The 12704-nt window shown below is 67.0% G+C and carries 13 protein-coding genes; all 13 read right to left on the minus strand.

What is annotated here, in order from left to right; all coding sequences use genetic code 11:
• Nucleotides 1–3: 3 nt before the first annotated feature.
• Nucleotides 4–1056, minus strand: a complete 1053-nt coding sequence (locus RUR49_RS17825; protein ID WP_409147752.1) for an NAD(P)-dependent alcohol dehydrogenase — start codon at nt 1054–1056, stop codon at nt 4–6.
• Nucleotides 1057–1206: 150 nt separating this feature from the next.
• Entirely contained in the window at nt 1207–1389 is a 183-nt protein-coding gene (locus RUR49_RS17830) for a hypothetical protein (RefSeq protein ID WP_409147753.1), read from the minus strand.
• Between the two features lie 73 nt (nt 1390–1462).
• Nucleotides 1463–2584, minus strand: coding sequence for a WD40 repeat domain-containing protein (locus RUR49_RS17835; protein ID WP_409147754.1), 1122 nt, complete (start codon nt 2582–2584; stop codon nt 1463–1465).
• A gap of 58 nt (nt 2585–2642) precedes the next feature.
• Nucleotides 2643–2942 carry a hypothetical protein gene (locus RUR49_RS17840; RefSeq protein ID WP_409147755.1) on the minus strand — a complete coding sequence of 100 codons (300 nt, stop codon included), beginning with the start codon at nt 2940–2942 and terminating at the stop codon, nt 2643–2645.
• 30 nt (nt 2943–2972) lie between these two features.
• Nucleotides 2973–3455: a hypothetical protein gene (locus RUR49_RS17845; protein WP_409147756.1), complete on the minus strand. Its 483-nt coding sequence runs from the start codon at nt 3453–3455 to the stop codon at nt 2973–2975.
• Between the two features lie 39 nt (nt 3456–3494).
• Nucleotides 3495–5600, minus strand: coding sequence for a sigma-54-dependent Fis family transcriptional regulator (locus tag RUR49_RS17850; protein WP_409147757.1), 2106 nt, complete (start codon nt 5598–5600; stop codon nt 3495–3497).
• 122 nt (nt 5601–5722) lie between these two features.
• A complete protein-coding gene (locus RUR49_RS17855; RefSeq protein WP_409147758.1) occupies nt 5723–6163 on the minus strand; it encodes a hypothetical protein in 441 nt (146 codons plus the stop codon).
• A 200-nt stretch (nt 6164–6363) separates the two neighbouring features.
• Nucleotides 6364–7995 (minus strand): molecular chaperone GroEL, encoded by a 1632-nt coding sequence (locus RUR49_RS17860; RefSeq protein WP_409147759.1) that lies wholly within the window; start codon nt 7993–7995, stop codon nt 6364–6366.
• A 133-nt stretch (nt 7996–8128) separates the two neighbouring features.
• On the minus strand, nt 8129–8953 hold the full coding sequence (locus RUR49_RS17865) for a metal-sulfur cluster assembly factor (protein WP_409147760.1): 825 nt from the start codon (nt 8951–8953) through the stop codon (nt 8129–8131).
• Between the two features lie 5 nt (nt 8954–8958).
• On the minus strand, nt 8959–9981 hold the full coding sequence (locus RUR49_RS17870; RefSeq protein WP_409147761.1) for an amidohydrolase family protein: 1023 nt from the start codon (nt 9979–9981) through the stop codon (nt 8959–8961).
• Nucleotides 9982–10139: 158 nt separating this feature from the next.
• Nucleotides 10140–10511 (minus strand): MmoB/DmpM family protein, encoded by a 372-nt coding sequence (locus RUR49_RS17875; RefSeq protein ID WP_409147762.1) that lies wholly within the window; start codon nt 10509–10511, stop codon nt 10140–10142.
• Nucleotides 10512–10517: 6 nt separating this feature from the next.
• Complete coding sequence (locus RUR49_RS17880) at nt 10518–11588, minus strand: aromatic/alkene monooxygenase hydroxylase subunit beta (protein WP_409147763.1); 1071 nt, start codon at nt 11586–11588, stop codon at nt 10518–10520.
• Between the two features lie 69 nt (nt 11589–11657).
• Nucleotides 11658–12695, minus strand: coding sequence for an FAD-binding oxidoreductase (locus RUR49_RS17885; RefSeq protein WP_409147764.1), 1038 nt, complete (start codon nt 12693–12695; stop codon nt 11658–11660).
• Nucleotides 12696–12704: the final 9 nt, after the last annotated feature.

The raw sequence follows: 12704 nt of genomic DNA on the forward strand, positions 1-12704 counted from the left end.
ACCCTACGGGATCAGCACGGCTCTGCCGTGGATCTTGCCGTGGTGGAGGTCGTGCAGCGCCTGGTCGGCCTTGGCGAGCGGGTACTCGACGACGGCGAGATCGACCAGGCCGCGGTCGGCGAGCGCCATCAACTCGTTGAGCTCCGCCCAGGTGCCGACCAGATTGCCGATGATGTTCTTCTCGGTGATGACGAGGTCGACGGTTGGCACGCGGATGTCTTCGCCGTAGCCGACGACGTAGTAGCTGCCCATGCCGCGCGTCATGGCGAGGCCCTTTCCGGTGGTGCCCTTCTCGCCGACGAAGTCGATCACCGCTTCGGCGCCGGCGCCGCCGGTGAGCGCGAGCACGGCCTCGACCTCGTCGCCATCGGCCTTGACGAGGTGGTCCGCGCCGCTCTTCTTGGCGAGCGCCAGCGAGGCGTCGGACTTGTCGACGACTATGATGTCGGCGGCGCACATCGCCTTCAGGCACTGGATGCCGATGTGGCCGAGACCACCGGCGCCGATCACCACGCAGCTCTCGCCCGGCAGGAGGTGGCGTGTCGCCTTCTTGACGGCCCGGTAGGCGGTGAGGCCGGCGTCGGCGTAAGGGGCGACGTCCTTCGGTGCCAGCGTGCGCGGCAGCGCCACGATGTTGCGCTCCGAGGTGCAGAGGAACTCGGCATAGCCGCCGTTGCAGTCGAGACCGGGAAACTTGCCCGGACCGTGCATGTCGAAGCCGCGCCGGCAGGCGAGGCAGGTGCCGCCGGTGATCTTCGGGTGGACGATGACCGGATCGCCGACCTTGATGCCCTCGACCTCCTTGCCGACCTCCTCCACCCAGCCGGCATTCTCGTGACCCATGATGAGCGGCAGCAGCTTGTCACCGGTCGGGTCGATGTGCGGCTTCCACACCCCCTCAATGATGTGCAGGTCTGTCCGGCAGACCCCGGCGCCGCCGATGCGGACGATGACGTCGGTCGACTTCGTGATCCTGGGATCGGGCACCTCTTCTTCGCTCACCCATCCGCTTCCGGTCAGGCTCTCGTCGTAGCGCCGCAGCACCTGGGCCTTCATACGTCTCTCCCTCGTTGTCGCCGGACGTCTTTCGCGTCGTCCCGGAGCGCACCGTTGCAATTCACACACGTCCGCCTTCGCGGCCGGCGCGGATGAGCGCCGGTCGCGTCAACACCGCATTCGCCACCGGAGGGTGGCGCTACGGATCGTTCAGTGGTCGACCTTGGCCGCCGCAGCGAACGGCTTGTTCTCGGCGATGAAGCGCGCCGCCAGCACGAGCGCGCCCATCGAGAAGTCCTTGCCGTGCGCCTGCACCATGCGCGCCGACAGGGCAGCGATCTCCTGGAAGAAGCGATCCTTGCTCTCTTCTTCGGGGGTGAGCTTGGCTTCCATGGGAACTCCTGTCGTGACTTTGACGGATCGATCGGACGAGCCTGCCGGAGCCGGCGCGGGGCAGGGGGCCCGGCTACTTGAACAGGTGCGGCGGAAACTCGACGAGCGCGGCAGTGCCGGCACTGGTGCCGAAGGCAAGGTGGCGGCCGTCGCGCGACCAGCGCAGATCCTGGACGGCACCGTCGCCGGAGGCCTTCACCAGCAGCTCGTCACGGCGACCGATCTCGCTCACCAGCACCATGCCGTTCTCGTAGCCGGCGGCGACGAGCGGCCGGTCGCCCCGGACGTCGACGGCGGACACGGCAACGAGGCTCGGACGGCCGGTCTCGACGCTGCGCCGGCCGCCGTCCGCGTCGTGCCCATCCCCCACCGGCCAGGCGACGACGCGAAAGGCACCGGAGGTCACGAGCCGGCGGCCGTCGCGGCTCCACGAGAGCGAACCCACCGGCGCCGGATAGTCCGCATGGCGAACCACGGCACCCGTCTCGCTGTCGACGAGCGCGATGCCGCCCGATGACAGTGCGGCGGCGACGTGTGCGCCGTCTGGGCTCCAGGCGAGTCGGTTGATGCCGGCGAGCTCGATCGTGAGCACTGCTGCGCCGGGTGCGTCGGTGTCCCGCACCGTCAGGCGGGTGGCGGTCGCGCCGGCGATCTGGCGGCCGTCGCGTGCAACGGCGAGGGCAGTGGTCGCGGCCCCCGTCTCGAAGAGGTGCTGCGCCGGCGCGCCGTCAGCCGCATGGTGGGCGACGGCGCCACCAGAGGCGACGAGGACGCCGCCGTCCGCCAGAGCGGCGATAGCTTCGACGGGTCCGTCGCCATCGGCCGCCATCGGCAGGAGGAAGCCGGTCGGCGTGATGCGCACGAGCCGCCCACAGGCGCTGCCGGCGACGAAGCCGCTCGCACCGAAGGCCGCGATCCGCACGGGGGCGTCGCCGATCGGGACCTGCACCATCGGCGGCACGGGCTTGGCCCGCGGGCTGATCGTCGCTCGACCACTCTCGACCGAGACGCGGAACCGGCTCACCGTCGATTCCGCGTCCGCGATCGGCGCGAGGGCGACCGAACCGTTGGCGAGCGCGAAGGCGGCCGCGGCGCCGGAGGCGTCGTAGGCACACCTCTCGACCGCGGCGCCCGCGGCCCATTGCCGGCCGATCAGCCCGAACAGCGACGGCGCTTGCGCTTCTGCGACGGCCATGATCCTCAATCCTCTCCCACGGAGACCTGCCTGGCGACACCGCGCCCGAGCGCCGGCCTCAGCTTCCGGCGATCCTGCTATCCAGTTCGTCCAGGCGTGCGTGCCAGTCCGCCAGTTCCTCGTCGCAGACCCGCAGCGCCAGACGTGCCGTCTCGAAGCGCTCGCGCGCGGTGGCGAGCGCCTCGGCGGCGAACGACCCGTCCGGCGACGCGTCGCGCTCGCAGCGCAACACCTCCATTTCGCAGCCACCGAACACCTGCCGGTCGTAGAGATGCCGCGAATTCAGGCGGGAGATCTCCTGGACGATCTGCATGCGCAGCATGAACAGCTCGTGGATGGCGGGGGAGGCGTTCGTCACCGGAGAGCTCCCTGCCGATTGCTCGTGGTCTCAGCCATCGCGGAACCCCTCCGACGGTGAAGCCCGCGCTATCGCCACTTCGGCCAGGATCTCGCCGAGCCCGCCGAGGTTGGAGACGAAGTGCGCCTCCGCGCTCTCGATCGTCGAGCGCAGCGTGTCCCAGACGTCGGCGCGCAGCAGCCGCATTGGATCGCCCGCCAGCCGCTCGAACGCCTGCAATCCGAACTGGTGCTTCAGGGCGACGTTGCTCAGCACGAAGTCGGTCAGCTCGCGCGCGTGCGTCTCGACGAAGATGCGCAGAAAGGGGTGGTCCCCGTAGACGACGGTCCGCCGGCCAAGCTCGGCTTCGATCACCTGCTGGAAATGCCGGTTCAGCAAGTATTGGCTTTCGCCGACGAAGCGCATGACGAACGCGATGTCGCGGTCGGCGTGCTCGAGCATCGCCGAGGCGACAGTCGTCGCGCTGGATGGTGCTCCACCGACGCCCCGACCTTCAGGCGCGAAATTCGCCACGGCGCGTTCCTCTTCCTTCCCGACCCGGAGTGGGCCCGCTCAGTCTTCCGCCTTGTAGTGCTGCAGCTTTCGGTAGAGCGTGCTCCGCGAAACGCCGAGCCTCTCGGCGGCGACGGACATGTTGCCGCCGGATGCCGCGACCGCCTGCTGGATGACGCGGCGCTCGGTCTCGTCCAGACGCGAGATTTCGTCGGGACCGGTCGAGGCGCCGAATTGCACCGACTTGCCGAGGGCGGCGCGCTCGGGCTCGGGATGTGCCGCATCCCGGCGCGGCTTGAGGTCCTCGACGAAATCTTCCGGGAAATCCTCGACACCGACGACCCGGCTCGTCGACATCAACGCCAGGTTCTCGATCAGATTGCGCAGCTCGCGCACATTGCCCGGCCAGTCGTAAGTCTGAAGAAGATCGATGACGCTGTCGCGGAAGCGCAGCGGTTCCATGCCGTATGTTTCGGATATCTGGCGGTTGAAGTGATAGACGAGCAGCTCCACGTCGCCTTGCCGGTCGCGTAAGGGTGGAATGGTGATCCTGACGGCGCCGATCCGGAAATAGAGATCCTTGCGGAAGCGTCCCTCGGCGACGTCCTTGCGCAGGTTGCGGTTGGTCGAGGCGATGAGATGAACGTCGACCGGCCTCGGCTTGCTGTCGCCGAGACGGTAGACCATCCGCTCTTCCAGCACGCGCAGCAGGTAGGGCTGCAGGTCGAGCGGCATCTCGCCGATCTCGTCGAGGCTGAGCACGCCGCCCTGGGCAGTCTCGAAGCGGCCCTGGCGGCCATCGCGTGTGGCCCCCGTGAAGGCGCCGGCGGCGTGGCCGAACAGTTCGCCGCCGATCAAATCCTTGGAGACAGCGCCGCAGTTGAAGGCGACGAACGGTTCCTTGCCGGTCTGCATCCCGGCCGCGTGGATGAGCCGGGCGAACAATTCCTTGCCGACCCCGGTCTCTCCTTCGAGCAGGATCGCGCACTTGCCGTTCGCGGCCCGCTCGGCACGATCGATCGCGTCCAGCAGCGGCGCGCTCTGTCCGACGATGGCCAGTTTCGCCGCCGTCAGAGCATCCACCGCGACCGGCACCGGCATGAGCGCGCTGCGGCTGGCCGAGACGGCCGGGCGCGGCCGAGGCCCGAGCACGAGAACGGCGCCAGAGACGGTCCCGTCGACGACGAGCGGTTCGAGGCTCTGGCCGCGCAGCGCCTCCGGCAGGTGACCGGCGAGGTCGCCCCGGACGCCGTCCGGACCGAAATCGATGATCTGGCGGCCGACCTGCAACTCCGTCGCCTGATCGAGCGATCGCCATCGCATCGGCGCCGTGTCGCTCAGATGGATGATGCGACCGAAGCCGTCGAGCACGATGAGCCCGTCGCCACCGGAGAAGCTGCGCACTTTCGAGAGACACGCCTCGAGGAGCCTCATCCGCTCGATGCGCGCCTGCTCGGCGAGCGCCAGTTCGATGTGGTTGGCCGCCACCATGCCGAGGGCGATGTTGTGGCGATGGAAGATGTCCTCCGGGCCGGAGAAGTCGATGATGCCGACGATGCTGCCGTCGATCGGGCTGCGGATCGGCGCGCCGACACAGGTCCACGCCTTCACGCCTTCGCAGAAGTGCTCGGCTGCATGCACGTAGACGGGCTGGCCGGTGACGAGGGCGGTTCCGATCCCGTTGGTGCCGGTGACGGATTCGCCCCAGCTCGCGCCGACTTCGAGGCGGATGTCGTGGCCCGCATCTATGGTGGCGCGGTCGCCGCCGACATCGAGGATCACACCGGTGTCGTCGGTGATCACCACCATCGTCGCCGTTTCGCCGAGAATCTCGCCGATGCGCTCGAAGGTGGGGCGCGTCGCCGACAGAAGGCCGCGATTTCGCTGCCGCAACTCGTGCAGGAGGTCGGGAGGCGCGCTCTCGGGACTCCCGCGGCCACGCGCGTCGACCCCCACCTCGATGCTGCGCATCCACGACCGCTCGATGACGCGTCGCACCAGCGCCCGCGAAGGCGAGGCGGCTGCGGCGCCGGAGGTGACGAACCGCTCCCACGCCATGCGGGTGGCGCGCTCGTCGTAGCGGTCGAGGTCGTCGCGATCGCCCTCGGCCGATGCCAGCGAGCGGAAGCCGGGCGGCGGATCGAACGGATCGGACGACTTGGGCATCGGCGCATCCGTCTGCATCTGGGAACCTACCGATCGTGCGTGCCGGCGATGGCCGGCGGGTCGGGGCCGTCACGGGCGATGTCCGCCCGACCGTCCGTCACTCGGAAGCTCGCGTGCGTGCGTCAGCGGTCGTCGTCGTGGTCGATGTCGAGGCGATCCGCGATGTCGCGCTTCAGCAGGTCGTCGGCATCGTCTGCCGCCATGTCGCGGCCATCGAGGTCTGCGAGACGCTCGACGAGATCGCTTTCCAGCGGGACGTAGAAGCCGTTCTCACGGGTCGCCAGCCTGAACCGCCGGGCGCTGCGTGGTCCGCGAAGCTCGCCCAGATAGTGCAGCTGTCGGCCGGACACCAAATCGGCGACGACGACGCGGTTGTTGGGGCTGATGCGTACGTAGGGACGCAATTCGACCGCCTGGCTTCCCGGCGTATAGCCGGACTGCGAAGACTTCTCGAAGACATCCGGTGCGGCGGGCTGTTGCGCAGCCCGACGCATCTCGCCGAAACGCCCGGCGCTCAAATGGTTCGCGAGCTTCTCGATCGTCCCGCGGTTCTGCTGGATCAATCGTCTTGCCTCGACGTCTTCACGTCGGGGTCCGTCTCGCTTTGAGATGATGTGAACCACGTTTTCCCTCCCGCAACTGTTCCGACGATTTGTTCCCAGCCATACTTCAGCTATGGAAATCTGTCGGTCAGCGACTTTTCTGGAACTGTATCAACAATGAGATCAACGGTCACTGATTTGTCACTGGCGGAGCATGACGACTACGCCCGCCCGAGCTTCTCGGCGCCGCCTCCGAGAGCCGGACCAGCCGTCGGATCGAAGTCGACGGGCATGTCGGCGATCAGGGTGTTGGTGGTGAGAACGAGTGTCGCGACCGAGGCGGCGTTGCGCAGCGCCGTGTAGGTGACCCGCACCGGGTCGACGATGCCTGCCGTAACCATGTCGGTCATCTCGCCCTTCGCCGCGTCGAAGCCGGTGCCGGCGGTGGCCTCGAGCAACTCGCCGACGATGCGGTCGGGATCGTAGCCGGCGTTGCGAGCGATGAAGGCCGCCGGCCGCGTCAGCGTCTCGCGCACCAGGCGAATGCCCTCGCCGATGTCGCCGTTGATGTTTCCGAGCTTCGCCCTGACGACAGAGGTGCAATGCGCGAGGGCCGTGCCGCCGCCTGGGACGACGCCTTCTTCGGCCGCCGCCCGCGTCGCGTTCAGAGCGTCGTCGATCAACTGGATGGTGCGTTTCTGTTCGACCGGCGTGACGCCGCCGGCGTAGATCACCGCGGTGCCGCCGGACAGCTTCGCCAGCCGCTCCTTCAGCTTGTCCTGCTCGATGTTCGGCGGGGCGAGGTCATACTGGCGGGCGACCTGCGCGCGACGCGCGGCGATCTCGACCGGGTCGCCGGCGCCGCGGATGACGACGGTCTCGCGGGCGCTGGTGCGAACCTGGCGAGCGCTTCCGAGATCGTCGAGGGTGACGTCATCCAGCCGGCCGCCGAGATCGCGGGCGATCACGCGGCCGCCGGTGATGATGCCGAGGTCGTCCATCATCGCCTTGCGCCAATGGCCGTATTCCGGCGGATGGACCACCAGCACCCGGCCGCGGTTGCCGTCGCCGAGAAGCGTCACGACCACTTCCGGCGAGATTTCCTCGGCGACGATGACCAGCGGCCGCCCGGTCTTCGCGACTGCGGCGCGAATCGACGCCAGCTCCTCCGGCTGGCGGATCTTCAGGTCCGTGAGCAGGATCAGCGGCTCGTCGAGCACGACTTCCATCTTCTCGACGTCGGTCACCATGTGATGGGAGATGTAGCCGCGGTCGAACGACATGCCCTCGACGACGTCGAGGGTCGTCTCGATGGTGAGACCGTACTGGGAGCTGACGATGCCGTTGACGCCCACCTGTTCCAGCGCCTGGGCGACCAGGCCGCCGAGGCGGGGACAGGTGGCGGCGATTGTCGCTACAGCCTCCAGAGCGCGGCGGTCCTTTGCCGGTATCGCCGATGCCTTCAGGGCGTCGACGACGACCTCAACGGCCTGGTCGATGCCGCGGCAGAGGTCGACGGGCTTCACGCCGCGCTCGAGCGCGGCGATGCCGTTCTGGATCAGGCCGTTGGCGAGCACCATCGCGGTGGTGGTGCCGTCGCCGGCCACCTCGTTGGTCTGCATCGAGACCTCTCGGACGACCTGCGCGCCCATGTTCTCGAAGCGATCGAAGAGCTCGATCTCGCTGGCGATGGTGACGCCGTCGCGCGACACGATCGGCGTGCCGATCGGTCGGTCGACCATCGCGTTCATGCCGCGCGGACCCAGGGTGGCTTCAACCGCTGCAGCGAGCTTGCCGACGCCGCGCGCAAGTGCCCGCCTCGCTTCCGCATCGTGGATGATCTGCTTTGCCATGGTGGGCACTCACTCCCGGTTTCGGCCTGGCGGTTCCCGCCTCTTGGTGTTCGGCACGTTGGTGTCCGGCACGCCTCTTGACGGGCGCGTCCTGTCTTCGCTCGGCGCGTCCGCTCCCGTCGCGGCCGCGATCTCAGGCGACCGGGCGGGGCGGTGGCACCCGGTCGAGCATGAAGTCGGCGAGCGTCGGCTCGTCGGTCGCCGGATCGAACTCCCGGTAGCGCGCCTGCAGAAGGCCTCTGCAGATCGCTCCGTTCGCTTCCATGTTGATGCGGACTGAGCGCAGCCCGCGCACGTGCGCCGCGAGCGCGTCCGCCTCGATCGGCTGGCCCTCGAGCGTGACGAAGGCGAGGTCGCGCGGGCCCGCCGCGAGGCCGCGTTCGACGAGGATCTCCCGATAGCGCGGCTTCTGCCGCGCGCCCTCGTCGTCGAGGATGATGGTGCGGTCGAAGCAGGCGAGATCCATCGCGACAATCGTGGCCGGATCGAAGCCGGCGGCACGCAGAGCGACGAGCACCGCCTCCTGTCGCCGCTGGAACGCCTTGCGGCGGAAGTTCTCCCGCAGCTCGTCGAGCGTCCCCTTCACCTCGAACGCCTTGAACGCCTCGGCGAACGGCAGGCCGTGCCGAATGCCCTCGTTCACCTCCTCCGCACTCATGTGGTCCTGGAGCTGCGGGCGGACGTCGACCACCCACGGCAGGGCGCGAACCGCCCGGCCGATGTCGTCGGCCATCAGGTAGGCGAAGTTCGGCGAGCACCAGTAGGTCGGCAGGCGGAAGGTTACGTCCACCCCGCCGCCGGCGTCGAGCTCGACGCCCTCGATGAAGCCGAGCTCGGTCATCGGCTCGTCGAGCTCCGGATCGGTGACGTGGGCGAGGCGCGCCCACACCTCGTCGATCCGCTCGCGGTCGTCACCGGAGGGCCCGACCGTGGAAGCGCGCGGTGCTGCCGTGCCCATCGCGGTCACTCCGCCGCCTCGGCAACGGCCTCGTTGCGCAGCTTCGCCCGCTGCGCCTCGATGTCGATGCCGTAGAGCCGTGCTGCGTTGAGGCCGAGGATCTTGCGCTTGGCGTCCGGTGTCAGGTCGACGCCGTGCTCGGCCTTGATGTCCTCCGGGATCTCGAAGTTCCAGAACTTCTCCACGAGCCAGCGCGGCGTCCAGATGGCGTAGTCGCTCCCGAACAGGATCTTGTCCTCGCCGACCCAGAACAGGAGCTCGCTGATCACTTCGGCGAAGTAACGGGGCCGGCTGTGGATGAACGGCAGCGCCACCGCCAGACCGCCATAGACGTTCGTCTCCTGAACGGCGATCCAGCAGAAGTCGTCGAGGCGCGGCAGCCCGCAGTGCTCGACGATGAAGTTGAGCCCCTGGAAGTCGGTCGCGGCGTGGTCGACGTCGTGGACGTCGAACGCGTCCTTGTCGAGCGGGACGATCGTCGGCCCCTTGTGGACGTGGATGTTGGTGATGCCGAGGCTCTGGCAGAGTTCGAGGCAGCGATAGGCTGCCGGATCCGTGAGCTTCCAGCCGCGCGAGGCGCCGTTCCACTCGGCCGTGTAGAGCTTGACGCCCTTCACGCCGAAAGTCTCCTTCAGATAGTGGATGTATTCGATCGCCTTCTCGCCGTCACGCGGGTCGAACGAGCCGTTCAGGATGAAGCGGTTCTTGTACCGCTTCGCCATCTCGGCGTTCCGCTCAATGGTATTGAAGCCGTTCTTGTAGAAGTCCAGGAGATATGTCGACTGCACGATCGCCACGTCGTCGGGGCCGTCGACAAACAGGTCGTGGTACATGTCTTCAGCACTGTATTTTTCGAATTTCGCCTTTGGCCAGAGATTGTCCTTCGGACTCAGGGCCGAGTGGTAGGCGTAGAAGCAGTCGATGAACTGCTTGCCGTGGATGTTACTCTGGTTCTCCGGGCTGCCGTCCCAGAAGTGGGTGTGGCCGTCGACGACGAAGATTTCTTCGCCCGAGGGTGTCTTGAACATGTGGAGTCCCCGATCCGTTGCGCGACCCGAAGCGGTCCGCTTCCGTTTGCCCAGCCCGTGTCCCAGCACGCGGCGTTGCACCGTCCGCCCGAAAGGTCGGCACGGGAGCCGATCGCGAAGACGCGCCGTCCCGTGCCGAACCATCGACCGGCGCGCGATTACTCGATGTACTTGCGCATGGCATCCATGTCGCCGAACAACGTCACCGTGTTGTCGTCGACGCGGACCATCCGCCCGTAGTGCGTGGACGTATTCACCTCGAAGGTCTCGGCGGTCATGTCCTTGCCGAGGATCTCGCTGATCTCGTCCATCTTGAAGACGAGCTCGCCCTCGCCGTCGATGCGGATGAGTGCGGGCTGATAGGTGATGGTGACGTTCGGCTTCGTTCCCATGAACTCGGCGATGGCGCGAGCCTCGACGCTGTCGTTCATGGTGACGCCGCACTGATGCGAGATCGTCTGGTCGAAGACGATGTCGCTCATCTTGTGGAAGATGTTCTGGTGCTCGGCAGTTCTCGATGCGACGGACATGTCCACTCACTCCTTGGGAAGGTTCAGGCCGAGTTCGCCGAGGATCTTGGTGATCCGCTCGATCGAATGCGCCTTGGCGTCGGCGAACTGCACGGGCTTGGAGTGCGCCTGCGACCAGATCGGCTGCAGGCCGGCAGCGGCCTTCGCCCCCAGCGCGGCGTGCTTGCGCACCCAGCCCTGGAACAGCGCGGCGTTGTGGACGCCGTGGTGCGGGTCGCTCACCAGCAGGTGGAACAGGTCGATGGCGTTGGCGAGGTTACGCTCGTAGTCTGCCTCGGCTGCCGACACCACGGATGGTGTGATGAAGTCGCCGTTGGCAGCGGCGGACTGCATCATGAATCCGGAGCGAAACAACTCGCCGACCAGCGGCTCGAACACGATGTTGGTGGCGAAGTACTGCTCGAGATAGTCCGTCGCGCCCATGATCGACTCGACCGCCTCGCGCGTCCCCTGCCAGATCGGATCACCGACCCAGGCGCGCTTGCCCGCCTCGTCGTCGAAGCCCGGGATGTCCATGCCGATTTCGGCGAGGTAGAGCGTCAGGTCCTGGGCCAGGCGAAGCTTGTACGAGGAGTTCGTCAGCGTCGCGTTGTTGATCATCTGGGTGTAGCCGTAGCGCTGCGCCTGCATCAGCGACGTGCCGAGGCCGAACTCGGCATGTTTCCACGCCCCGAGATGGTTCTGCAGGACCTTCACCCACGCCTTGTCGAAGGCCTTCGGGGCACCGGCCTTTCGGCCGTTGATGATGACGTTCTGCACCATCGCCTCGATCTTCGACTGGCGCTGGTAGTGGGTGCGCTCCCACTCCTGGTCGGGCGCACGGAAGGCATGCCAGTTGGAGCTCAGCGCCGCCGTCGCGTCCTTGAAGTAGGCACCGCGGCCATCCGGGAATGCGATGATCCAGTTCTGCAGCAGATACCGCTCCGGGTCCGGCTGCACATCGACCGTCACGTCCTCGTAGTGCGTGGCACGCTTTCCCTTCGGATCGAAGTAGTTGTAGTGACGGCTGTCGGAGCCCGGAAAGATAGCGGATCCCGCCGCTCCCGATTTCACCGCCACGTTCTCTGCCAGTGCCATTGTTTTTCCTCCCACTGATTGTTCTGCAAAGTATCCTGGCGCGATGGCGGGCCGGAGCGGCCGCCCACGTCAGTTGCTGGCCGGCGTGAACTTGTCGAAGTACACGCGATCGGACTCGATGTTGTTCATGTAGAGGATCGGCGTCAGCGCCTCGATCATCGGTGCGGGCCCGCAGGCGTAGACGTCGACGGCCTCGCCGAGCCCGAGCCGGCGCAGGTGAGCGCCGACGACTTCGTGGACGAAGCCGCGCTCGCCCCCCCATTCGGCATCGTCGCCCGCATGCGACAGCACCGGCACGAAGGTGAAGTTCTCGGTCTCCGAAGATATCCGGGCGAATGCGTCGAGATAGAACAGGTCGTTGCGCGTTCGCGCGCCGTAGAAGAAGTAGACCGGACGCTCCTCGCCGCTGGCGACGTGGTCGTGCAGGATCGACCAAAGCGGCGACATGCCTGAGCCGCCCCCCACCATGATCACGGCACCGTCCCGGTCTTCCCGTCGGAAGCAGGTGCCGTAGGGTCCTTTGACTCCGACGGTGGTTCCGACGGGCAAGTCTCCGTCGAGGCGGGAGGAGAAGCGTCCATTGGGGTATTTCTTGATGATGAACGAGAGGTTTTTGGCTTCGCCCGGCGTATTTGCCATGGAAAACGAGCGAGTAATCGCCTCCGCCCCCGGGAGCGTGATGTCGACATACTGCCCTGCCCAGAACTTCAACGGTTGCTCGAGCGCGACGTCGAGGCGGCGGATGTCGTGCGTCAGCTCGGTCACGCCGGTGACGGTGCCCTCGAACTGCTTGACCGGGATGGCCTTGGCGAGCAGTTCCTCGTCATAGTTCAGCAGCTCGACTTCGATGTCCGAGAGCGCGAGCGTCCGGCACAGGAGAATGTGGTCCTGGCCGCGCTCCATCTCGTTCAGCGCGAAGGTCGAATACTTCATGAGTTCGATCTCGCCTTCAGTCAGCACGCTCTTGCAGGCGGCGCATTGACCCTCCTTGCAGCCGTGCGGCAGCGCGATGCCCTGGCGAAAGGCGGCGTTGAGAACGGTCTCGTTCTCCTCGACTTCGAATTCGACGCCGACCGGCTGCAGGCGAACGGTGAACGTCCCGCTCATTGGGCGTGG

The organism is Pseudoxanthobacter sp. M-2 (assembly GCF_046156265.1).
In the GTDB taxonomy this organism is placed as follows: domain Bacteria; phylum Pseudomonadota; class Alphaproteobacteria; order Rhizobiales; family Segnochrobactraceae; genus CAMDHY01.